General features: G+C 63.3%; 26 protein-coding genes. 22 read left to right on the top strand and 4 right to left on the bottom strand.

The features are described 5' to 3' along the window. Positions 1–65: 65 nt before the first annotated feature. The 6 genes from LB571_RS02245 to leuC all read left to right on the top strand — a co-directional run bounded on the left by LB571_RS02245 (position 66) and on the right by leuC (position 5194). On the top strand, positions 66–479 hold the full coding sequence (locus LB571_RS02245; RefSeq protein ID WP_140660458.1) for an organic hydroperoxide resistance protein: 414 nt from the start codon (positions 66–68) through the stop codon (positions 477–479). Next, positions 476–976 carry a MarR family winged helix-turn-helix transcriptional regulator gene (locus LB571_RS02240; RefSeq protein ID WP_015315025.1) on the top strand — a complete coding sequence of 167 codons (501 nt, stop codon included), beginning with the start codon at positions 476–478 and terminating at the stop codon, positions 974–976. Before LB571_RS02245 ends, LB571_RS02240 begins: the two co-directional genes overlap by 4 nt. A 170-nt stretch (positions 977–1146) precedes the next feature. Continuing rightward, entirely contained in the window at positions 1147–1944 is a 798-nt protein-coding gene (locus tag LB571_RS02235) for a transporter substrate-binding domain-containing protein (protein WP_015315026.1), read from the top strand. A gap of 87 nt (positions 1945–2031) precedes the next feature. Then, on the top strand, positions 2032–2841 hold the full coding sequence (locus tag LB571_RS02230) for an amino acid ABC transporter permease (protein ID WP_224591970.1): 810 nt from the start codon (positions 2032–2034) through the stop codon (positions 2839–2841). Positions 2842–2894: 53 nt separating this feature from the next. Next, positions 2895–3530, top strand: a complete 636-nt coding sequence (locus tag LB571_RS02225) for a class I SAM-dependent DNA methyltransferase (RefSeq protein WP_140660460.1) — start codon at positions 2895–2897, stop codon at positions 3528–3530. 254 nt (positions 3531–3784) lie between these two features. Next, positions 3785–5194, top strand: coding sequence for a 3-isopropylmalate dehydratase large subunit (gene leuC / locus LB571_RS02220; protein ID WP_140618342.1), 1410 nt, complete (start codon positions 3785–3787; stop codon positions 5192–5194). Positions 5195–5233: 39 nt separating this feature from the next. Here the strand turns inward: leuC and LB571_RS02215 are convergent, their stop codons facing one another. Beyond that, positions 5234–5551, bottom strand: coding sequence for a hypothetical protein (locus LB571_RS02215; RefSeq protein ID WP_015315031.1), 318 nt, complete (start codon positions 5549–5551; stop codon positions 5234–5236). A 149-nt stretch (positions 5552–5700) separates the two neighbouring features. Here LB571_RS02215 and LB571_RS02210 point away from each other — a divergent pair, with 149 nt between their 5' ends. Then, entirely contained in the window at positions 5701–6897 is a 1197-nt protein-coding gene (locus tag LB571_RS02210) for a sensor domain-containing diguanylate cyclase (RefSeq protein WP_140874576.1), read from the top strand. 75 nt (positions 6898–6972) lie between these two features. Beyond that, on the top strand, positions 6973–8190 hold the full coding sequence (locus LB571_RS02205) for a sensor domain-containing diguanylate cyclase (protein WP_224591966.1): 1218 nt from the start codon (positions 6973–6975) through the stop codon (positions 8188–8190). On the opposite strand, the gene LB571_RS02200 is transcribed toward LB571_RS02205, so the two are convergent. Then, the gene (locus LB571_RS02200) at positions 8174–8551 is read right to left on the bottom strand and encodes a hypothetical protein (protein ID WP_263484392.1); all 378 of its coding nucleotides are present in this window, start codon (positions 8549–8551) and stop codon (positions 8174–8176) included. The genes LB571_RS02205 and LB571_RS02200 overlap by 17 nt on opposite strands. A 239-nt stretch (positions 8552–8790) precedes the next feature. Here LB571_RS02200 and LB571_RS02195 point away from each other — a divergent pair, with 239 nt between their 5' ends. The 8 genes from LB571_RS02195 (at position 8791) to LB571_RS02160 (ending at position 16102) form a co-directional block, all read left to right on the top strand. Then, positions 8791–9216 carry a hypothetical protein gene (locus tag LB571_RS02195; protein ID WP_224591964.1) on the top strand — a complete coding sequence of 142 codons (426 nt, stop codon included), beginning with the start codon at positions 8791–8793 and terminating at the stop codon, positions 9214–9216. Positions 9217–9472: 256 nt separating this feature from the next. Beyond that, a complete protein-coding gene (gene sdhC, locus LB571_RS02190) occupies positions 9473–9889 on the top strand; it encodes a succinate dehydrogenase, cytochrome b556 subunit (RefSeq protein ID WP_140618350.1) in 417 nt (138 codons plus the stop codon). Next, positions 9889–10284: a succinate dehydrogenase, hydrophobic membrane anchor protein gene (sdhD, locus tag LB571_RS02185; RefSeq protein ID WP_023771889.1), complete on the top strand. Its 396-nt coding sequence runs from the start codon at positions 9889–9891 to the stop codon at positions 10282–10284. The genes sdhC and sdhD overlap by 1 nt, the downstream gene beginning before the upstream one ends. A gap of 4 nt (positions 10285–10288) precedes the next feature. Beyond that, positions 10289–12124 carry a succinate dehydrogenase flavoprotein subunit gene (sdhA, locus tag LB571_RS02180; protein ID WP_015315038.1) on the top strand — a complete coding sequence of 612 codons (1836 nt, stop codon included), beginning with the start codon at positions 10289–10291 and terminating at the stop codon, positions 12122–12124. Between the two features lie 2 nt (positions 12125–12126). Then, positions 12127–12561 carry a DUF3052 domain-containing protein gene (locus LB571_RS02175; RefSeq protein ID WP_224591961.1) on the top strand — a complete coding sequence of 145 codons (435 nt, stop codon included), beginning with the start codon at positions 12127–12129 and terminating at the stop codon, positions 12559–12561. Continuing rightward, the gene (locus tag LB571_RS02170) at positions 12561–13340 is read left to right on the top strand and encodes a succinate dehydrogenase iron-sulfur subunit (protein ID WP_140618356.1); all 780 of its coding nucleotides are present in this window, start codon (positions 12561–12563) and stop codon (positions 13338–13340) included. The genes LB571_RS02175 and LB571_RS02170 overlap by 1 nt, the downstream gene beginning before the upstream one ends. 394 nt (positions 13341–13734) lie before the next feature. Then, on the top strand, positions 13735–15315 hold the full coding sequence (locus LB571_RS02165) for a sulfatase-like hydrolase/transferase (protein WP_224591958.1): 1581 nt from the start codon (positions 13735–13737) through the stop codon (positions 15313–15315). A gap of 157 nt (positions 15316–15472) precedes the next feature. Beyond that, positions 15473–16102 (top strand): YceH family protein, encoded by a 630-nt coding sequence (locus tag LB571_RS02160; protein WP_140874585.1) that lies wholly within the window; start codon positions 15473–15475, stop codon positions 16100–16102. A gap of 126 nt (positions 16103–16228) precedes the next feature. Here the strand turns inward: LB571_RS02160 and LB571_RS02155 are convergent, their stop codons facing one another. After that, complete coding sequence (locus tag LB571_RS02155; RefSeq protein ID WP_023771884.1) at positions 16229–16654, bottom strand: OsmC family protein; 426 nt, start codon at positions 16652–16654, stop codon at positions 16229–16231. Between the two features lie 212 nt (positions 16655–16866). On the opposite strand from LB571_RS02155, the gene LB571_RS02150 reads away from it, so the two are divergent. The 3 genes from LB571_RS02150 to LB571_RS02140 all read left to right on the top strand — a co-directional run bounded on the left by LB571_RS02150 (position 16867) and on the right by LB571_RS02140 (position 18119). Then, positions 16867–17094, top strand: coding sequence for a hypothetical protein (locus LB571_RS02150; protein ID WP_224586450.1), 228 nt, complete (start codon positions 16867–16869; stop codon positions 17092–17094). Next, a complete protein-coding gene (locus LB571_RS02145; protein WP_140618362.1) occupies positions 17091–17447 on the top strand; it encodes a YciI family protein in 357 nt (118 codons plus the stop codon). Before LB571_RS02150 ends, LB571_RS02145 begins: the two co-directional genes overlap by 4 nt. Positions 17448–17588: 141 nt before the next feature. Further along, the gene (locus LB571_RS02140) at positions 17589–18119 is read left to right on the top strand and encodes a hypothetical protein (RefSeq protein ID WP_224591955.1); all 531 of its coding nucleotides are present in this window, start codon (positions 17589–17591) and stop codon (positions 18117–18119) included. Between the two features lie 117 nt (positions 18120–18236). Here the strand turns inward: LB571_RS02140 and LB571_RS02135 are convergent, their stop codons facing one another. After that, positions 18237–19496: a ubiquinone biosynthesis hydroxylase gene (locus tag LB571_RS02135; protein WP_224591952.1), complete on the bottom strand. Its 1260-nt coding sequence runs from the start codon at positions 19494–19496 to the stop codon at positions 18237–18239. A gap of 98 nt (positions 19497–19594) precedes the next feature. Here LB571_RS02135 and tesB point away from each other — a divergent pair, with 98 nt between their 5' ends. The 3 genes from tesB to LB571_RS02120 all read left to right on the top strand — a co-directional run bounded on the left by tesB (position 19595) and on the right by LB571_RS02120 (position 22481). Then, positions 19595–20455 carry an acyl-CoA thioesterase II gene (tesB, locus tag LB571_RS02130; RefSeq protein ID WP_015315048.1) on the top strand — a complete coding sequence of 287 codons (861 nt, stop codon included), beginning with the start codon at positions 19595–19597 and terminating at the stop codon, positions 20453–20455. 300 nt (positions 20456–20755) lie between these two features. Then, the gene (locus tag LB571_RS02125) at positions 20756–21094 is read left to right on the top strand and encodes a P-II family nitrogen regulator (protein WP_015315049.1); all 339 of its coding nucleotides are present in this window, start codon (positions 20756–20758) and stop codon (positions 21092–21094) included. Positions 21095–21125: 31 nt separating this feature from the next. Further along, positions 21126–22481 (top strand): ammonium transporter, encoded by a 1356-nt coding sequence (locus LB571_RS02120; RefSeq protein ID WP_224591950.1) that lies wholly within the window; start codon positions 21126–21128, stop codon positions 22479–22481. Positions 22482–22618: the final 137 nt, after the last annotated feature.

Below are 22618 nucleotides of genomic sequence, written 5' to 3'. Positions count from 1 at the left end.
GGCAATTGACGCCCAATCATATTGTGTACTAACTAATCGTGCACAATCTAATTGGAGAATGGAAGATGGCACTCTACACCACACAGGCCCACGTGACGGGCGGTCGCGCCGGCCATGGCGAAACCAGCGATGGCCTGCTCAAGGTCGATCTGGCAATGCCCAAGGAGCTCGGCGGACCAGGTGGCGCGACCAATCCCGAACAGCTTTTCGCCATCGGCTATGCCGCCTGCTTCGAAAGCGCGATCCGCTTCGTGGCGCGCAAGCAGAAGCTGCCGCTCGAGGATGCAGCGGTAGCGGCCACCGTCAGCCTGCTCCCCAATGGCGAAGGCTTCAAGCTCGGCGTCGCGTTGGCAGCGGAGACGAAAGGCCTTGATCAGGCGGCGGCTGAAGCGCTTGTATCGGCGGCGCATCAGATTTGCCCCTATTCGAATGCCATCAGGGGCAATGTCGAGGTGGCGCTTTCGGTAAAGGTGGCATGACGACAAAAGTCGAAACGAAAGCCAGAGAAGCCCCGGCGGAGGCCGCCCGGGCGCACCCGGTGCCACGGCTCGATCAACAGCTCTGTTTCGCGCTCTATTCGGCGAGCGGATTGATGACCAAGCTTTACCGGCCGTTGCTCGATCCGCTCGGCCTGACCTATCCGCAATATCTGGTGATGCTGGCGCTGTGGGAACGCGCGCCGAGCACGGTCGGCGACCTTGGCGAAGCGCTCGGCCTGGATTCAGCGACGCTGACCCCGCTGCTCAAGCGAATGGAAGCGGGCGGCCTCGTCACCCGCCGGCGCGATGCCGACGACGAGCGCCGGGTGCTGGTCGAGCCGACGGCCAAGGGCCAGGCGCTGCGCGCGAACATGAAGGATGTGCAGGCGGCGCTCGATTGCGGCATGCCGCTGGAGCGGGCTGAGCTCAAAACCCTTCACGGCACGCTCACCCGCCTTGTCGCGGGATTGCGCGAAGCCGCGACCGAGCAAGATTGATCGAGGCAAGGACTGTCCTCAAAAACCGCCTCCCGGACGCACTGGAATCCACGTTAACGCGCAAGGTCGCGGTGGACCCGTCTTGCAAGGCGCTTGCGGAAAGCTAAAGTCGGCGCCGGATTTCTCTGCCGCGCAAGCATCGCGCGGCCAATCATTTCGGGGAGTGTGTCATGACCAAATCGAAATTGCTGCTGGCCGGCCTGTTGGCCCTGGTCCTGGCGCCCGTTGCCGCCTTCGCGCAGGCGCTGCCCGATCTCGGCGGCAGACAAGTGGTGGTGGTGACTGAAAACGCCTATCCGCCGCTGCAGTTCATCGATGCCAAGACGGGAAAACAGATCGGCTGGGAATATGACGCGATGAACGAGATCGCCAAGCGGCTCAATTTCAAGGTCGAATACCAGAACACATCCTGGGATGCAATGATCCAGGCGGTCTCCGACAACCAGTACAACATCGGCATGACCGGCATCACCATCAAGGACGACCGCAAGCAGAAGGTGGATTTCTCCGACCCCTATATGCGCTCGGAACAGTTCATGCTGGTGCGCGGCGATGAAAGCCGCTTCACCGACGCCAAGACCTTCGGCGCCTTCAAGGACGGACTGATCGGCGCACAGGCCGGCACCACGCCTTTCTACACCGCCGTCTACAGTGTGCTCGACGGCAATGAGCAGAACCCGCGCATCAAACTGTTCGAGACGTTTGGCGCCACCGTCCAGGCACTGAAGTCCGGCGACGTCGATGTCGTGCTGACCGACGGCACCGCCGGCAAGGGTTATGTCGATGCTTCGGAGGGCAAGCTGAAGCTGATCGGCGGCCCGCTCGGCACCGAGGATTTCGGCTTCATCTTCCCCAAGGGCTCCGACCTCGTGAAGCCGGTCAACGCGGCGATCGCAGCGCTGAAGGCGGATGGCACCTTCGATGCCCTGAACAAGAAGTGGTTCCTTGATTACAAGATGGGGCAGTGAGCCAATCTTGTTGAGGGCGTGGTCTGATGGGCAGGGATTTGCGTTGGCGCGTCCCTCTCGCAGTTCTTGCGTCGCCGACCTCTGCTAATGGCAGCCCCCACCATTTCCAAACCAGACTTCCCCTGGTGGCTCGCCGTTGCCGGTGTCCTTGCGCTGGCGGCCGCCCTCGCCATCGCCGCCAGCGATCTCTATGCGCAGGTCTTCGCCACTGTCGCCAAGGGCATCGGCATCACCGTCTTCGTCACCGTGATCGCCTTTGTCCTGGCGTCGGTGATCGGCCTCGGCATCGCTTTGATGGGACTGTCGGGTTCGGCCTGGCTGCGGCAGATCGCGCGCTTCTATGTCGAGATCATTCGCGGCGTGCCGATCCTGGTGCTGCTGTTCTGGATAGCCTTTGCCGGCGCGCCGGCCTTCGTCGTGGCCTGGAACGGGCTGACCGCGCCATTGCAGAATGCCGGCATCCTCGGCGAATTGCTGGTGCGTGACGTGTCGTTGCTGTGGCGTGCCATCATGGCGCTGACCATCGGCTATTCGGCCTTCATCTCCGAGGTTTTTCGCGCCGGCATCCAGTCGGTCGAGAAAGGACAGATCGAGGCAGCGAAGGCCTTGGGGCTGAGCCGTGCGCAGCGCTTCCGGCTGGTCGTGTTCCCACAGGCGATCCGCACCATCCTGCCGCCGCTCGGCAATGATTTTGTCGCCCTGGTCAAGGATTCCTCGCTGGTCTCGGTGCTCGGCGTCGCCGACATCACGCAGATGGGCAAAGTGTATGCCGCCGGCTCGTTCCGCTTCTTCGAGACCTATTCGATAACAGCCTATATCTATCTCATCCTCACCGTCGGCCTGTCGCTGGCGCTCAGGGCGCTGGAGCGGCGTTTGCGCCGCCAGCACGAGGAATAGTTTTTGGGCCGGGACAGCGTTACGCTCGGTGCTTGCCGGAGGAGGAGCTGCCAGTGAACATCGACAAGGCCAATGCGGCGCTGGATTCGGTCTACACGGCCGATACGCCCGAAACGCTGGCGCGGGCCTATGCCGCATGGGCCGCGACCTATGATGGCGAAACCGCCTCGCTCGGGTATCTCCTGCCGTTCCTGATCACCGCCTGGGTTACCCGCCACGTGCCTGCGGGAGAAGGGCCGCTGCTCGACGCCGGCTGCGGCACGGGCCTGTCGGGACCGTCGCTGAAGGCGCTCGGCTATAGCGACATTGCCGGACTCGACCTGTCGGACGACATGCTCAAGATCGCCGGCAGCCGCAGAGCCTACAGCGAGCTGAAGCAGGCAATGCTGGGCGGGCCGCTGCCATGGCCGGACGGGTATTTCCGCGCCTTCTTCTCCACCGGTGTGTTCACCATCAGCCACGCGCCGGCCACCGGCCTGCACGAACTGGTGCGCATCACGAAAAAGGGCGGCCACGCCATCTTCACCGTGCGCGACCAGGTGTTCGACAGCGGCGGTTTTCAGGCCGTGTTCGACGAATTGGAACAGGCAGCGAAATGGCGGGCGGTTGAGGCAAGCCCGTGGTTTCGCTGTTACGCCATCGCCGAGCCCGACGCACTGGTGAAGACTTTTGTGTTCGAGGTGATGTAAGCCGAGGGAGAAGTGCTGGCGCCACGCCGCAATTGCCGAAAAGCCAAAACATTGCTATCTAGCCCGCCATGGAAAAGCTTTTCAGCGATCCGGCCTACAAGGGGTTCGTGCTGCAGGACAGAAAACGCCTGCCGTCGCGCTTTTCCGCGCGCGTGTCCGGCGCCCTGACCAGCCGACTTCGCTGATCCCTGCCGGCCGGCCGCGGGCTTGCGGCATCAGCTCTTTCCCATTCTCATATCGACGGATTTACGCACATGAGCGCACCGCGCACCCTCTACGACAAGATTTTCGACGACCATGTCGTCGACCGCCAGGACGACGGCACCTGCCTGCTCTACATCGACCGCCACCTCGTCCATGAGGTGACCAGCCCACAGGCCTTCGAAGGCCTGCGCATGAGCGGCCGGAAAGTCCGTCATCCGGAAAAGACGCTGGCCGTGGTCGACCACAACGTCTCGACCTCGCCCGAGCGCAAGTTCGGCATCAAGAACGAGGAAAGCCGCATCCAGGTCGAAGCGCTGGCCAGGAACGCCAGGGATTTCGGCGTCGAATATTATTCGGAGAACGATATCCGCCAGGGCATCGTCCACATCATCGGCCCCGAGCAGGGCTTTACCTTGCCCGGCATGACCATCGTCTGCGGCGACAGCCACACCTCCACCCATGGTGCTTTCGGCGCGCTGGCGCACGGCATCGGCACCTCCGAGGTCGAGCACGTGCTGGCGACGCAGACGCTGATCCAGCGCAAGGCCAAGAACATGCTGGTGCGCGTCGACGGCCAGCTGCCGGAAGGCGTCACCGCCAAGGACATCATCCTTGCCATCATCGGCGAGATCGGCACCGCCGGCGGCACCGGCTATGTCATCGAATATGCCGGCGAGGCGATCCGTGCGCTGTCGATGGAAGGCCGCATGACAATCTGCAACATGTCGATCGAGGGCGGCGCGCGCGCCGGCCTGATCGCGGCCGACGAGACCACCTTCGCCTATGTCAAGGACAAGCCGCGCGCGCCGAAGGGCGCTGCCTGGGACGCGGCCCTCGAATACTGGAAGACGCTGCAGACCGACGAAGGCGCGCATTTCGACAAGGTGATCGTGCTCGACGCGGCCAAGCTGCCGCCGATCGTCTCCTGGGGCTCCTCGCCCGAGGACGTCGTCTCCGTGCAGGGCATCGTGCCGAACCCGGAAGACATCACCGACGAGAACAAGCGCACCTCCAAGCTGCGCGCGCTCGACTATATGGGCCTGACGCCGGGGACGAAGATCACCGACATCACGCTCGACCGCGTCTTCATCGGCTCCTGCACCAACGGCCGCATCGAGGATCTGCGCGCCGTCGCCAAGGTGGTCGAGGGCAAGACAGTCAGCCCGCATGTCGATGCCATGATCGTGCCGGGCTCCGGCCTGGTCAAGGAGCAGGCCGAAGCCGAGGGGCTGGACAAGATCTTCCGCGCCGCCGGGTTCGACTGGCGCGAGCCGGGCTGTTCGATGTGCCTGGCCATGAACGACGACCGGCTGAAGCCGCATGAGCGCTGCGCCTCGACCTCGAACCGCAATTTCGAAGGCCGCCAGGGCTTCAAGGGCCGCACCCACCTTGTGTCGCCGGCCATGGCGGCCGCCGCGGCGATTGCCGGCCACTTCGTCGACATTCGGGACTGGAAATAAGCCAGGCTGGAGTTGACCCGAGCCTTTGCAGGGCTTGGGTCAAGCCTTCCTGTCGCGCCGGATGAGTTCATGGAATTCCTCGCGGCGCCCAGGTTCGTCCGCCGCGACCACGAGCGCCAGCTGCTCTTCGTCGAAGAGCTTGAACCACTCGTCCCATTCGACAAGCTCATAGCCGCCGGCGTTGACGGGCCGTTCCGGCTGGTCCTGATCCTGATAGGCGTGCTGGCCGAAGACCAGCCTAAGCATGGGCTGCGTCCCAGCCTCTGGCGATATGTCGACGATCGCGGGAAAGCCGGCACGCCCGGCAGCCCATGAACGGATTGCATCGTGGTCGGTCAATGTGATCGTGTCGGCCATGGCCTGCTCCTGGATTGTGAATTCAGGAACGCTTCCGACAGCACCGGGTTCCCGCAAACATACGGCGCCGACAGCCCAGGCTTAACGGCTTGTTTGGGCTTGCCCTCTAAGGTCTTCCGCGACGTCAACAGAGGGGAAGTCACAGTCCTTTGGACACCGGCCTGTTCATTGCGTTGCTCAACCCGACGATCGCGCTGGCGCTCGGCGCGGCCTTCCTCATGCTGTGGTTCCATCAGCGCCATCGCCCCTATCTGGCGGTGCTGGCGCTCAGCTACTGCGTCTCGGCGCCCGGCTTCCTGTTCCAATATTTCACCTTGCCCATCGGTGTGACGCTGACCAAGCTGGTGTCGAACATCTGCTTCACCATCGCCGCCTGCTGCCTGTCCGGCGCCATCATCGCCCGCTACGGCCGGAAGGTGCCCGGCGTCGGGATCGCCGTGCTGGCGGGCGGCGGCCTTGCGGCATTCGCGTGGTTCCTGTTCGTCACCCCGGATCTCACCTGGCGCATCCTGGCGATGAATTTCGGTTTCGGCGGCGTCAGCCTGCTCGTCGCCGCCGAACTGCGCCCGGTGCGCAACAACGGCCCGACGGAAAAGATCCTGTTCGTGCTGTCGCTGCTGTCCAGCGTCAATTTCTTCGTGCGCACCCTGGCGGTCGTCATCGCGCACGGGCCCTTCGCCGGTTATGACGGCTTCTACGGCTCGTCCTACTGGACGACGGCGCTGCTGTCGCACGCGCTGCTGTCGCTGCTGATCGCGCTTTGCCTCTTCACCGCCGCCGCGCTCGACGTGATGAAGGCGCTTAAGACGGAAACCCACACCGATCCGCTTTCGGGGCTGCTCAACCGCCGGGGTTTCGAGGAGCGGGCCGCCATGCTGCTGCAGCGTTGCGCCGTGGCCAAATTCCCGGTGGCGCTGGTGCTGGCGGACCTCGACCATTTCAAGGCGCTCAACGATATGCACGGGCATGCCGCCGGCGACCGCGTGATCGCGGATTTCGCCGGGAAGCTGCGCTCGGCCACGGGAGCGCGAGGTGCCGCGGGGCGCATCGGCGGCGAGGAATTCGCCGTGCTTTTGCCGCTGACCGATCTCGCCGCGGCGCGGCTCTTCGCCGAGGCGGTGCGCACACTCTATTCGGCCGGCGGCGTCGACGGGCTTCCCGCCGGCACCAAGGTTACCGCCAGCTTCGGCGTGGCGGCCCGCAGCGGCGACGAGACGCTGGAACCGTTGATGCGACGGGCCGACGAGGCGCTTTACAAGGCTAAGAAAAATGGTCGCAACAGCGTGCGCCTCTCCTACGAGCGACCGGAGACGGTGTTCGTGCCTGAGCCGCTCAGGGCCAGCTGACCGCCGCGTCCGCGCTTCGCGTTAACGTCTTTTTCGCCCGTCGATGTTTAGCTGTCGGAGGGGGTTTGAGGATAGATGAGCGGCGCCAACTTCATCCTGTTGATCAATCTGGCGGTTGCCAGCCTGCTGGCGGTATCCTTCATGGCTGTCTCGTTCCATGATGCCGGCCGCGCGCCGGCGCGCTGGATGGCGTCCGCTTATGTCCTGGGCGTGGTCTATTCAGCGATCGAATTCAGCATTCCGGCCTTCAACGATGCGCGGCTTCCTGTGGTTACGGCCTTTGCCGTTTTCCTCGGCGCCACCATTGCCTTCAACGGCGGACTTGCCCGCAAATATGGCGTGGCGCCGCCATGGACGCCGATGCTGTTCTTCCTGGCCGCAACCACCATCGCGGTCTATTTCGTGCAGGATCTGCCGCGCCAGTCGCTCACCCGCATCATGGCCTACCAGCTTCCCTACGCCGCCATGCAGTTCGTTGGCCTTGGCATCGTCTGGGCGTCTAGGCAAAGCCGCGGTCGCCTCGATCTGATCCTGATGGCGGTGCTGGCGGCCAGCGGCCTGCAGTTTGCCTCAAAGCCGTTCATCGCGCATGCGCTCGGCGGCTGGGGCGCCAATCCGCAGGCCTATCTGCAAAGCAGCTACGCGCTTGTGTCGCAGTCGCTGGGCACTGTCTTTGCCCTGGCACTGGCGCTGCTGACGCTGGGCATTCTCGTTCGCGATGTGCTTGCCGAAGTGACGTCGAAGTCGGAGGTGGACACGCTGTCGGGCCTGCTCAACCGTGGCGGCTTCACGCGTCATGCGGAGCTGGCCGTACACGACGCCACGCGCCTGGGCGTGCCGGTGGCGATGGTCATTGCCGATCTCGATCATTTCAAGTCCGTCAACGACAGCTTCGGCCATGCGTCCGGCGACCGGGTGATCGAGGCCTTTGCCGGTCTGCTGCGAGAAGCGGCCGAGGACCATCACGTGGTTGGCCGCATCGGCGGCGAGGAGTTCGCCGTTATCCTGACAGGCGCCAACCTTGCAGCCGCCCGGCTGTTCGCGGAAGGCACCCGCCACGCGTTCGGCGCATTGCCCATCAGCGGGTTGCCGGCCGACAACCGCTGCACGTCGAGCTTCGGCATTGCCGAGCTCCACGTGAGCGAGGGGTTTTCCGACCTGATGCGGCGCGCGGATGAAGCGCTCTACCTGGCAAAGAATGCCGGGCGCGACTGCGTGCGTGTCTCCACCGGGCCGGCCGATGGGCTGGCCGTGTTCAAAATCGGCCAGGCCCGCATCAACGGCAGGGGCTGAGCTCAGGCATTTCGCCGTCGGACAGGCCGTACATATAGGAGCGGCCCTTGACGAACACCGGCGGGCGATAGCAGTCGCCTTCGCCCGATATGTCGTCGGATTCGTTCTGGTAGATCACCTTGGGCTGGCCGGCGCTGGTGTAGTCGGACAATTGCCTGGCCAGCTTGCCTTCGCCGACGATGATGCGCTTGTAGCCGGCTGCGCTGTCGATGACGAGATTGCCGAACGAATCGGCGTAGACGCGGTCATGATGGCGCAAGCCGGCTTCGGCCGGCGCGGCCACCGTGACGGCAAGCGCTGCCAGCGTGAGGGCCGCGAGGCTTGTCCGCACTGATTTGGCGAGCACTGATTTAGAACGCATGTCGCTCTCCCTTTGTCGGCGCGAGAGAGATCGCGCCCCGATCTGGTCCGAATCGGAAATTAACCCTTTCTTAACCTTTGTTAAGGGGAGGAGCGGTCCAACGGCCGTTTCTTAATGAACATGGTTAATTTCGCGGTCGCCGCGACGTCCCAATGGATCGACATGGCCGGTCTAATCCGGGGTGAACTTGATCTTGGCGCGCCGCGTGGCTAGCGTGCCCGGCCATGAGGGGGCAGCACATGATGTTTGACCGAACGCTTCGGATGTCGTTCGCTATTCCGCTGCTTCTGGCGGCCGGCGCCTGTGTGCCGGAGGACGGCGCGCCCAAGGCCGCCAACACAGCGATACCCGTGGTGGCGCCTGCTGCTCCCGTCCAGCCACAGTCCGCGCGACCATCGACCAAGATCACCACCGACCTCACCGCCCCGCGCTTCACCACGGGCACGGCCACCTACAGATGCGGCAATGGCGGCATGATCACCATTCAGAACCTCGGCACGTCGCTGCGCGTGGTCGGCCAGGAAGGCGCCACCGAGGAGTTCGCGGCGTCACCGGCAAACCAGAGCAGCCGCTACCAGGCGGTCACGCATGACGCAATCGTGATCGACGGACGCGAGGCGCTGGTGATGAAGAGGGGCTCGACGCCGCAGACCTGCACCCGGTGAGCCAAATCTCGACACGGCAGCGCCCCTAGCCAGACATGCTGCACTGCAGCGATATCGAGCCGGCTTCGGCCGTTCGCCCGCTAATCGATTGAAGCCGCATCCGGGCTTTTAGTCAGACTAAATTACGTTTTCGAAACGGTTTTCTGGCTTTGACGCGGTGCAAAAAGAGCATTAGAAACCGGCTGTCCGAAGTCGCAACCGGAAGCGGCATTGCCGCATTTCCACCTGAGGCGGCAGACGCCGAACTGGGGCAGCCATGAGCAAATCACCAGCCACCCAAGCCAGACGCGAAAGGCCGCTTTCGCCGCACCTGAGCGTGTACCGGCCGCCGATCACCATGACGATGTCGATTATCCATCGCATCACCGGGGGCGCGCTTTACTTCGGCACGCTGCTGGTTGCCGTCTGGCTGATGGCGGCGGCATCCTCGCAGCCGGCTTTCGATTGGGTGAACTGGGCCTTCGGCACCTGGCTCGGGCGGCTGATCCTGTTCGGCTATACCTGGGCGCTGATGCATCACATGCTGGGCGGTGTCCGCCATCTGATCTGGGACACCGGCGCCGGGCTGGAAAAACACACGGCCTCGAAGATCGCCTGGGCGACGCTTGCCGGCTCGGTTCTGCTCACGCTGCTGATCTGGGTCGCCGGCACCATGGCGCGGGGAGCCTTGTGATGAGTGCGAAGAACACCGACATGCGCACCCCGCTGGCCAGGGTGCGCGGCCTGGGCTCTGCCCGCGAAGGCACCGGGCATTTCTGGCGCCAGCGATTGACGGCGATCGCCAACATCCCGCTGATCCTGTTTTTCACTGGGTTCCTGATCGCGCTCAACGGCGCCGGCTATGCACAGGTGCGGGCAGCGCTCGCCAACCCGTTCGTGGCGCTGGTGATGGCCCTGGTGCTCATCTCGCCGCTCTATCATATGCGGATCGGCATGCAGGTGATCATCGAGGACTATGTGCATGGCGAAGGCATGAAGCTGGCGCTGATCGCCCTCAACACATTCTTCACCATAGCAGTCGGCGTCGCTTCGCTCTTCGCCCTGCTGAAACTGGCATTCGGAGGCTGAAGTCTTGGCCCAGGACACGAAATCAGCCAACGCGGCAGGCTACACCTTTGTCGATCACAAGTTCGACGTGGTCGTCGTCGGCGCCGGCGGCGCCGGGCTGCGCGCCACGCTTGGCATGGCCGAACAGGGCCTGCGCACCGCCTGCATCACCAAGGTGTTCCCGACCCGCTCGCACACGGTTGCCGCGCAAGGCGGCATCGCCGCGTCGCTGTCCAACATGGGCCCGGATTCCTGGCAGTGGCACATGTACGACACCGTCAAGGGCTCGGACTGGCTGGGCGACGTCGACGCCATGGAATATCTGGTGCGCGAAGCCCCGGCCGCCGTTTACGAACTCGAACATTACGGCGTGCCGTTCTCGCGCACCGAAGAGGGCAAGATCTACCAGCGGCCGTTCGGCGGCCACATGATGAACTATGGCGACGGGCCGCCGGTGCAGCGCACCTGTGCGGCCGCCGACCGCACCGGCCATGCCATCCTGCACACGCTCTACGGCCAGTCGCTGAAGAACAACGCGCAGTTCTTCATCGAGTATTTCGCGCTCGATCTGATCATGGAACCGGACGGCACCTGCACCGGCGTCGTGGCGTGGAATCTGGACGACGGCACCATCCACCGCTTCTCGGCCAAGATGGTGGTGCTGGCGACCGGCGGCTATGGACGCGCCTATTTTTCGGCGACCTCGGCGCACACTTGCACCGGCGACGGTGGCGGCATGGCGGCGCGGGCGGGGTTCCCGTTGCAGGACATGGAGTTCGTGCAGTTTCACCCGACCGGAATCTATGGCGCCGGCTGCCTGATTACCGAGGGCGCGCGCGGCGAGGGCGGCTATCTCGTCAACTCCGAGGGCGAACGCTTCATGGAGCGCTACGCACCGTCGGCCAAGGACCTCGCCTCGCGCGATGTCGTTTCGCGCTGCATGACGCTGGAAATTCGCGAAGGCCGCGGCGTCGGCAAGGCCAAGGACCACATCTTCCTGCACCTCGATCATCTCGATCCGGCGGTCTTGCACGAAAGGCTTCCAGGCATTTCGGAGTCGGCGAAAATCTTCGCCGGCGTCGACCTGACCAAGGAGCCGATCCCGGTGCTGCCGACGGTGCACTACAATATGGGCGGCGTGCCGACCAATTACTGGGGCGAGGTGCTCAATCCAACCGCGGACAACCCCGACCGGGTCTCGCCCGGCCTGATGGCGGTCGGCGAGGCCGGTTGCGCTTCCGTGCACGGCGCCAACCGGCTTGGCTCGAACTCGCTGATCGACCTGGTGGTGTTCGGCCGCGCCGCGGCGATCCGAGCTGGCCAGGTCATCGACCGCAAGGCGGCGATCCCGTCGCCCAACCAGGCTTCGGTCGACAAGATCATGGATCGCTTCGACCGGCTCCGCCACGCCAACGGCTCGACGCCGACGGCTGTCCTTCGTGAAAAGATGCAAAAGGCGATGCAGGAAGACGCCGCGGTGTTCCGCACGCAGGAATCGCTCGAAAACGGCTGCAAGCGTATTTCGGAAATCTGGACCGAGCTCAAGGATGTCAAAGTCTTCGACCGCTCGATGATCTGGAACTCGGACCTGGTCGAGACTCTGGAACTGGAAAACCTGATGGCCAACGCCATCACCACCGTCTACGGCGCCGAGGCGCGCAAGGAGAGCCGAGGCGCGCATGCTCGGGAAGATTTTTCCGCCCGCGACGACGCCAACTGGCGCAAGCATACGCTCGCCCATCTCAGCGAGGACGGCGCGGTGACGCTGACCTATAGGCCGGTGCACACCGAGCCGCTTTTGGCCGAAAAGGACGGCGGCATCAGTCTGGCCAAGATAGCGCCGAAGGCCAGGGTGTACTGAGGATGGCGACGGCGGCGGGATATTCCGGTACGTCCCTTCCGGCCAAGCTCGGCCTGAAGGATGGGATGATGGCTGCCTTCATCGCCCTGCCGCCGGAACTCACGGACCTCGCCGAGGCCGTCGATTTCGCCGAGGCCGACCGCTTGGCCGAATGGTCCGACATTTCGGGCGTGGTGTTGAAATACGACGCCGTCCACGCCTTCACCAGACAGCGCGCCGAGATCGAGGAGCGCCTCGGCGCACTCGAGGCGGCGATCAAGCGCGACGGCATGGTCTGGGTCTCCTGGCCAAAGAAGGCCTCGAAAGTGGCCACCGACGTCACCGAGGGCGTTGTCCGTGCTGAAGCGCTCAAGCTCGACCTTGTCGACGTCAAGGTCGCCGCCGTGAACGAAATCTGGTCCGGGCTGAAGCTCGTCATCCGAAAGGACCTGAGGTAATGGTCGAACTCACGCTCCCAAAGAACTCGAAGGTCCAGCAGGGCAAGACCTGGCCGAAGCCGGAGGGTGCCACCAATCTCAGGGAATACCGCATCTATCGCTGGTCGCCGGACGACGACGAGAACCCGCGCATGGACACCTACTTCGTCGATATGGACGATTGCGGGCCGATGGTGCTCGACGCGCTGCTGTGGATCAAGAACAAGATCGACCCGACACTGACCTTGCGCCGCTCCTGCCGCGAAGGCATTTGCGGTTCCTGCGCCATGAACATCGACGGCTCGAACACGCTCGCCTGCACCAAGGGCTGCGACGACATATCGGGCGCGATCAAGATCTATCCGCTTCCGCATATGCCCGTGATCAAGGATCTGGTGCCCGATCTTACCAATTTCTACGCCCAGCACGCCTCCATCGAGCCATGGCTGAAGACGGTGTCGCCAACGCCGGCCAAGGAATGGCTGCAGAGCCACGAGGACCGCGAAAAGCTCGACGGGCTTTACGAGTGCATATTGTGCGCCTGCTGCTCGACCTCGTGCCCGAGCTACTGGTGGAACGGCGACCGCTATCTCGGCCCGGCGACGCTGCTGCAGGCCTATCGCTGGCTGATCGACAGCCGCGACGAGGCCAAGGGGGAACGGCTCGACAATCTCGAAGACCCGTTCCGGCTCTATCGCTGCCACACCATCATGAACTGCGCGCAGACCTGCCCGAAGGGGCTCAATCCCGCGAAGGCGATCGCCGAGATCAAGAAGATGATGGTGGAGAGAAGGGTTTAGGTTCGGCGGAGGACAAGCCGGCCGGCTGATCGAGAATCGGTACTCGCCTGAAATACACGGCGGCCATCCTCACCAACAATGCGCTGAGATCAAGGATCCCTCAGCGCCGTCGAAGCGGCTACCAGGCGCCACGGCACGGCCTGGATATGTGGCGCGCCCATCATTGTTTTCATACACGTTGCTTGCCCAAAACCGAGGTGATTTTCGGGACGACTTACATTAGAGAAACCTCATTAATCAGCTGTCATCTATACACTATGACGTGACGTTACCTTAGTATAGCGTTAAGAGATTCTCGATAGATACTTCGGAAGTCGTCGCTCGAGTACAGAGTATGAGTGGATTTCCTGCGGTTCGTTACTGGCCAATAGGACCGTTGGTTAGCGCCGCGACGGTGGGATCGCTCACCTGGCTCACCTCGCAGGTCTATTTTCAGGAGAAGAGGCTGATCCTGGTCGTCGGCCTAGTGGCTTTGATCGCGCTTGTCTTGCTGGATCGCCTCCAGGGGGCAAGGACGGATCAGCCAGGAAGCGGGTGGTTCAGAGCCTATTTATCGCTCGTTCCGTGCTTTTTCTTCCTTGTCTATGTCTACCTCGAAAATGTTTTCGGCTATTTCGATTGGGCAGCGATGTTCATGCATGTCGACGCCGGAGTTCTCACCCCCAGTGTCGTTCTTGAGTATTTGATGAATACTGGAAGCACGATCCTGATCATTGCCGCCGGTCTTTTCGGTCTTGGCGCACTGAAGGCGCGCGGCACGCTGACAAGAGGATTGGACGTTGCCTTGATGGCATTCTTCCTGGCGGCAAACCCGATGCTGACACGTCCGATCGCGGCAGCGATCCATCCCAACCCGCTGCATGATTTCCTGTCCAAGCAGTTCGTCGATGTCACTTCTTTGACAAAGCCGGCTGAAACAGCGTCGGCGACCGCCGCGCCAAAGAACCTCATTCATATTTTCATTGAGAGCGCCGAGCGCACCTACATGAACGAGGCGGAGTTCGGCGACGTCATGGGTCCGCTGCTCGAATTCGACAGGCGTGGCGTTTCGGCGATCAACATGGTGCAACTTGCCTATACCAACAACTCCATCTCAGGGATGGTCGCTGCGAACTGTGGAACGCCGCTGCTGATATCGTTCTTCACGACGCGCCAGTACCTGGAGGAGAATTCGCAATTCCTGCCAGGACTGACCTGCCTGGGCGACGTTCTGAAGGCGCGGGGCTATCAGCAGAACTTTATTACCGGTTGGCCGCTCAACTTCACCGGTCAGGGCACATTCTATTCCACCCATGGCTACTCATCGCTTTTTGGGGGATCCGAAGTGGTGGCCGCCATCGCGGGGCGCGGCAACGCTTTTGGCGCCGACGACGCCGAAGTTCTGGATATGAGCTTCGGCGTCTTGCGCCGAGTGCAGCGGGACGGCAAACCGTTCTCGCTCACGATCGCCGTCAGCGGCGGGCATGCGATGGACGGCTACCTGACCGACAAATGCATCGGCAAGACGGGACTTCCTCCGCAGACCCCCAACATTCTCCATGCCGTGAAATGCACGAACATGCTCATCGCGGACTTCATTCACAAAGCCGAAGCCGCGGGTCTGATGAGGAACACTGTCCTGGCCTTGCAAAGCGACCACCTCAGCGCGCCGAGCACGGTAACGGATCGCTTGAACAATTATGAACGCCGCAACTTCTTCTCGCTGTCGGGCGATGGCATTCCTTCCAAAACCTATACCGGGCTTGCGGGCACGATTGACATATTTCCCACCATTCTTGACGCGCTGGGGGTGCCGCTCTCGAATGACCAGGCTGCCCTTGGCGTTTCGCTGCTTGGGGATCGACCGACGCTGAGCCGGGCACTTGGACAGGACCAGTTCGATGACGCTATCTATGCCGAGGATGTGCTCGTCAGGTCATTCTGGCAGTTGAAACCGACACGGACCGCCGTGGCGTCCGAGGCTGAGTCGCGTTAATGCGCGCCTGCGTTTGTTCGCCGCTAGATAGCGCCTACCTGGCCGAGGCCTCAACCCGATCAAGGCGATCGCCGAGACAAGAGTTCTGCTCTGTCGCGCTTCTCGGATGTCTGTCAAAATCATGCTGTCCAAGAATCGGTAGAAAATAACCAATCCAATGAGCGAAGACCTTCCCATCCTCTCTCCCGCCGAAGCCCGCGTGCTCGGCTGCCTGATCGAGAAGAAGGAGCTGACGCCGGACGTCTATCCGCTGACGCTCAACGCGGCACTTGCCGCGGCCAACCAGAAGACGGCGCGCGAGCCTGTCATGGCGCTGGAACAGACGGAGGTGCACAGGGCGCTGAAGCTGCTTGAGCAGAAGGGACTTGTGCGGCAGATGTTCGGTTCGCGCGTCGAGCGCTACGAACATCAGATGGCGCAGCGTTTCTCGCTGACCACGCCGCAGACCGCGTTGCTCGGTCTGCTCTTGCTGCGCGGACCACAGACGGCACATGAACTCCTGGCGCGAGCTGAGCGCATGGCGCGGTTTTCATCGATCGAAGACCTGCGCGGGGAACTCGACATGCTGATCGGCCGCCGGCCGCCATTGGTCCAGGAAATCCCACGCGGGCCGGGCCAGCGCGAGGACCGCTACGTGCATCTGCTCGCCGGTCCGGTGGATGCTGCCGCCCTCTCGGCTCAGCGCAGTGCGCCGGCCGCGCCTGCCTCCGATCTGGAAGCGAGGTTGGAGGCGCTGGAGCAGGAAGTCGCGGCCCTTCGCGCCCGGCTTGATGCGCTGGGCGGTTGAGGCCGCCAATCCGAGACCCCACGAGAGTCCCTTGAGGGGAGATTGGATGCTGCGACCACTTTCGCCAATCTCCGATGCAGAAACGCCGGCCCTGGAGCCGGCGTTTGTCACTTCAGGCCAAGCCCTTCAGCCAAGCCTGGCGTCGAGCGAAACCTTGATCGCGCCAAGCGCTTGAGAGACCGGGCATTCGGCCTTGGCCTTCTCGGCCAATTCCTTGAACTTCGCCGCATCGATGCCGGGCACTTTGCCGACCAGGGTGATGGCGCTGCCGGTGATGCCGGTGCCGGGAACCAGCGTGACCACGGCCTTGGCGTCGAGTTCTTGCGCCGGCGTGCCGTTTTCGGCGAGGAAATGCGAGAGCTGCATGGCGTAGCAGCCGGCATGGGCGGCCGCGATCAGTTCTTCCGGATTGGTGCCGGATTTGCCGCTTTCGTCCTCGAAGCGCGCCTTGAACGAATAGGGCGTACCCTTCAGGGTCCCGCTCTGCGTGTCGAGCGTGCCCTTGCCCTCTTTCAAATTGCCTTTCCAGACGGCGTTTGCGGTGCGGTCCATGAAGTCCTCCTGGGTTGTCGTGAACTTGTCCTGGGTGAGCCAGCGTCCGGCCAACTATAGCGCGCACGTGGGCGAAGACCACTGCGCTGTTTGGACCACGGCACGGTGACGGCCATTTCGGCCTAAAAAAATACCATGCAAAAATGTCGGCCTCCATGCGGGCCGGCCGTCCTGCGGGCGGCCACGGGATTTGTGGCCGGATGGAGGTTGACATGGACAATCTGTTTTTCGCGCTGTGGAAGAGGCCGGGCCACGGGCCTGAGCGACAGGAGGACTTCTGGCTGGACCCGCCGGCGTCCGGCCTCGGCAGGCTGCTGGCGGCGCTTGCCATCATCACGGTCGCGGCATGCCTTCTCGACCATGCGGCAACGGTCGCGGGCAAGGCTGACATGGTTGTCGCCGCAGCCTATGGTTTGTCACAAGAAGGGAGCTCGAAATGAAATATGTCTGCCTGGTCTATGGTGAGGAAAAAGACCTCCATGCGCTGACCGCCGAGGGTGCCGCCAAGCTCGATGCCGACTCGCTGGCCTATGACAGGTCATTGGATCAACAAGGCAAGCTGATCATCGCGCAGGCACTGCAATCGGTGAAGACGTCGAAGACCGTACGGCGGCGCAAGGGCAAGCAGCTGATCACCGACGGCCCGTTCGCAGAAACGAAGGAGCAGTTGCTCGGGTTCGTCATGATCGAAGCGAAGGATCTCGACGAGGCGCTGGACATCGCCGGCGAGATTCCGCTGGCCGAAATCGGCACGATCGAGGTGCGCGCGATCTACAACGTGCCGGGGTCATAATTCCCTGTCATGCGTTGCGCTCCCTTGGAAACCTGGGCGTTCGGTTGAGTGAATGTCCCGTCTTGCCGCGGCCCAGTTCTTGCGTGTTGAAGCAAGCCACGAGTTCTCCTATCGTCGCCCAAGACTTTGGGGGATTTGGACATGCCTTTCCTGATTGCTGTCCTTGGCGTGCTCGGAGCGGCGGCATTGTGGTGGTACCGGATGAAGGCAATGAACGACGCCGCGCGCGAGGTCGCCGAAGTCGTCGGGCGCGTTCAAGGCAACATCAGGCGCAAGAAGCTGCGCAAGCAGGCCGCGCTTTCGCCGCTGACGGCGATCGATGATCCGGTGGTGGCGGCAGCGACGCTGATCACCGCGATCGTTTCGGAAGATGGCCCTGTTCTGCCGCGGCGCGAGGCCGTCATTCGCGAGGTGATTTCGCAGATCGCAGCCGGGCCGAAGAAGACCGACGAGGCGGTTGTCTATGCCAGGTGGGCCGCGACCCAGATAGACGACACCACCATCGTCATCGACAAGCTGGCGCCCTTCCTGCGCGAACGCCTCGACCCGAACGAACGGGACGATCTGCTGCAAATGCTGAACCGGGTGGCTCAGGGCGGAGAGCAGAGCCTGAAGATACCCGACCAGCGCATGCTGCGGCTGCGCCAGAAGCTTGGTTTTGAAGTGAACTGAGATCGCCGGCCTCGGCGATTGGCGCGAAACTCCCGCTGCATCCTCATCCCATGGCGGAGCAAGGAGCGAAGCGACGCGGCGCAGCCCACAGGCCGCGACGTCAAGTCAGCGAGACGATCAGATCGCCTCGCCCTTCAGCAGGCGCGGCGTGCCCGCGGATAGTCCCGATGCCTGGCGGATGAAGAACTCCTTCAGCCGCGGTATACGCTCGACGAGACCGAGGCCGATGTCGCGGACGGTGCGCAGCGGGGTGATGTCGTTGGAAAACAGCCGGTTCAGCACATCGGTCGTGATGCCCATCTGCACCGTGTCGAAACGGCGCCATTGCTGATAGCGTTCCAGCACGTCGAGCGCGCCGATGTCCTGGCCGAGCCGGTCGGCCTCGACGATCACCTCGGCAAGGGCGGCCACATCCTTGAAGCCGAGATTGAGCCCCTGGCCGGCGATCGGATGGATGCCGTGGGCGGCATCGCCGGCAAGCGCGATGCGCGGTGCCACGAAGGCGCGCGCGATGGTGAGACCAAGCGGCCAGGCGCGCGGCTTGTCGGCGACGCGGATTTCTCCAAGTTTCAGCCCAAAACGTTGTTCAAGTTCGTGTTCGAAGACGAGATCGTCGCCTTCGACGAGCGTTTTCGCATCTTCCGCCCGTTCGACCCAGACGATCGAAGAGCGGTTGGTGCCGTCCTCGTCGGGTATCAGCGGCAGCGTGGCGAACGGGCCGGCGGGCAGGAAATGCTCTTCGGCGCGGCCATTGTGCGGGCGTTCATGCGCCACGGTGCAGACGATGCCCGATTGGCCATAGTCCCACTTCACCGTCTTGATGCCAGCCATGTCACGCAGCTTCGAATTGACGCCGTCGGCGGCGACCAGCAGCCGCGCCGCCAACGTGGCGCCGTCCGCCAGATGCACTGACATGCCGGCTCCATTGGTCTCAAAACCTTGCACCGCCACGCCTTCGATGATGTCGATGCCGAGCTGTTCGGCTTTGGCCCGCAAGGCGCCGTTCAACGCCCTGTTGGCGACCATATGCGCGAAAGGCTCACCCGGCGCCACCTCGCCGCCGAAGGTCAGGAAGACCGGGCGCACCGGATCGGCGCTGCGTGAATCGGTGATGATCATCTCAGTGATCGCCTGCGCCTTCGGCGCGATCTCGGCCCAGACGCCGAGCTGGTCGAGCATGCGGCAGGCCGCCGCGGCGATGGCGGAAGCGCGGCCATCCCTTTGCCAGGAACCGGCGGGCGCCGCGTCGACCAGCGCCACGGCGAGGCCCGGGCGAGCCTGTTTCAGCGAGACCGCGGCGGCCAGGCCGACATAGCCGGCACCCGCGACGAGAACATCGATCCCGGATCTGGCCTTGGCGTCCGCCTTGCGTTCCATTGTCTTGGCTCCTTGCGCGGCTACGGGGCTTGCGCCCTTGACGGCTCGTTCTTCCTGTCGGAAACCGCCATAGCAATTTTGCGGCGAGGTCACAAAACATGACGGCGGCGATCGACGAGCTTCTGCGCATTCTCGACCTCGAGAAGCTGGAACACAATCTGTATCGTGGTCGCAGCCCCCAGGTGGAGTGGCAGCGCGTGTTCGGCGGCCAGACCATCGCGCAGGCGCTGGTGGCGGCGCAGCGAACGGTGGAGCCCGACCGTTTCGTGCATTCGCTGCATGGCTATTTCATGCGCCCGGGCGACATCAAGGTGCCGATCATCTACGAGGTCGATCGCATCCGCGACGGCGGTTCCTTCACCACGCGGAGGGTGCTGGCAATCCAGCACGGACAGGCGATCTTTTCGCTGGAAGCCTCGTTCCAGGTCGACGAGAAGGGGCTCGAGCACCAGTTCGCGCTACCTGACGACGTGCCGCCGCCGGAAGGGCTGAAGACGCAGCGCCAGCTGCTCGAAACGGCCGACCGGGTGCCGGAGGCGGTTCGCCGTTTCTGGGCGCGCGAGCGGCCGCTGGAGTTGCGGCCGGTCAACCTCCAGCACTATGAAAGCCGCGACAAGCTGCCGCCCCGGCAGAACGTCTGGATCCGCCTTGCCGGGCCGGTTCCCGACGACCGCGCGCTGCAGTCGGTGCTGCTCGCCTACCTCTCCGATATGACGCTGCTCGACACCTCGACCTTCGCCCATGGGCGCGGCCTGTTCGATCCCGACATCCAGGCCGCCAGCCTCGACCATTCGATGTGGTTCCATCGGCCGCATTCGCTCGACGGCTGGCTGCTTTATGCGCAGGACAGCCCCTCGAGTTCGGGATCGCGCGGTTTCAGCCGCGGCACGCTCTATGCCCGTGACGGCACGCTGATCGCCTCGATGGCACAGGAAGGGTTGATCCGGCTCAAGCGTTGAGCATTCGCGAGTCTTGTTTGAGCAAGATTCTTTGCGAAAGCCGATTCCACTTTTCCTGATCATGCTCAAAGCCGGCAAATTAGGCAATTTCACAAAATTGCTTAAATTTTGAGCATGCGGCGTGCCGCACATGCATACAGCAATTGGCGGCGGGCGCTCCATTCCCTTTGTTTCCAATAGGTTAACGCCCTGCTTCGGCACTTGGCACGGAGCTTGAATCCTTGGGGGGCACTCTCCGGCTCTTTGGGATCGGTGAAGTCGTGCAAACGCGGGGCACCGCAACAGCAAAGGGTGAACCTTATGAAAATCGTGATGGCAATCATCAAGCCGTTCAAGCTGGACGAGGTACGCGAAGCGCTTACCGCCGTCGGCATCCAGGGCCTGACCGTCACCGAAGTCAAAGGCTACGGGCGTCAGAAGGGGCATACGGAAATCTATCGGGGGGCGGAATACGCGGTCTCTTTCCTGCCGAAGATCAAGATCGAGGTCGCGGTCGCGGCCGACATGGTCGACAAGGCCGTCGAAGCCATCACCGCCGCGGCCAAGACCGGCCAGATCGGCGACGGCAAGATCTTCGTTTTCGGCATCGACCAGGCGGTGCGCATCCGCACCGGCGAAACAGACAGCGACGCGCTCTGAGCGGCGAACACGTATTCCAATGGAGAGTTCAATGAATATTCCTTCCACCTTGAAGACGACGGGACGGGCGGCCCTTCTGGGCACGCTCGCTCTCGCAGCGCTGGGCAGCGTCGCCGCCTTCGCGCAGGAAGCCGCACCCGCTGCCGCTGCCGCGGCACCTGCCGCCGCGCCCACCCCGGTGCTCGATACCGGCAACACCGCCTGGATGCTGACCTCCACGGCGCTGGTGCTGATGATGACCATCCCGGGCCTGGCGCTGTTCTACGGCGGCATGGTGCGCAAGAAGAACGTGCTCGCCACCGTCATGCAGAGTTTCGCCATCACCTGCCTGGTGACGGTGCTATGGTTCATGTTCGGCTATTCGCTGGCCTTTTCCGACGGCGGCGGCATGAATGCCTATCTCGGCGGCACCTCGAAATTCTTCCACCACGGCATCACCACCGCCAGCCTGTGGCTGCCCGGTGTGGCCAACATCCCTGAATTCGTCTTCTCGACGTTTCAGATGACCTTCGCCATCATCACGCCGGCGCTGATTGCCGGCGCCTTCGCCGAACGCTTCAAGTTCTCGGCACTGCTGATCTTCATGGCACTGTGGCTGCTGATCGTCTATGTGCCGATCGCGCATTGGGTCTGGGGTGGCGGCTTCCTCGGTACGGCTGGCGTGCTCGACTTCGCCGGCGGCACGGTCGTTCACATCAATGCCGGTGTCGCGGGCCTCGTCTGTGCACTGGTTCTCGGCAAGCGCGAAGGCTATGGCACCACCAACATGGCGCCGCACAACCTCGTCTATTCGGTCATCGGCGCATCGCTGCTGTGGGTCGGCTGGTTCGGCTTCAACGCCGGTTCGGAACTGGCGGCCGACGGCCTTGCCGGTGCCGCCATGCTCAACACCCAGGTTGCCACCGCCGCCGCGGCACTGGCCTGGATGTTCGCCGAATGGATCATCGCCAAGAAGCCTTCCGTGCTCGGCATCATCTCGGGCGCCGTCGCGGGCCTCGTCGCGGTGACGCCGGCTTCCGGTTTCGTCAACCCGACCGGCGCCTTCATCGTCGGGATCGTCGCCGGCGTCGTCTGCTACCTCTCGGCGGTCAAGGTGAAGCACATGTTCGGCTATGACGACTCGCTCGATGCCTTCGGCGTGCATGGCGTCGGCGGCGTGGTCGGCGCCCTGCTGACCGGCGTGCTTGCCGACCCGGCGATCAACAGCCTCTCGTCGGGCGCTTCTCTCGGCAAGCAGATCTACGGTGTCGCCGTCACCATTGTCTGGACGGCGGTTGCCACCTTCGTCATCCTTTACGTCGTCAAGGCGCTGGTCGGCCTGCGTCCGACGACCCAGGAAGAAGTCGAAGGCCTCGACATCTCCCAGCATGGCGAAGTGGTGCCGTAAGGCATCCTTGCCAACGGGCCGGCGGAACCCTCCTCCCGCCGGCCCCATGTTTGCCGCGCAATTCCGGAGGGAAAACCGCGAATCCCTTCTGCTGGAATTGCTTTGAAAGCATCCCGTCGTGATGCTCCCGCAAGGAG

This window comes from Mesorhizobium sp. BR1-1-4, from assembly GCF_020165375.1.
In the GTDB taxonomy this organism is placed as follows: Bacteria; Pseudomonadota; Alphaproteobacteria; order Rhizobiales; family Rhizobiaceae; genus Mesorhizobium; species Mesorhizobium australicum.
Note: the sequence above shows the minus strand (reverse complement) of the source record. Positions and strands in the feature narration are given on the sequence as shown.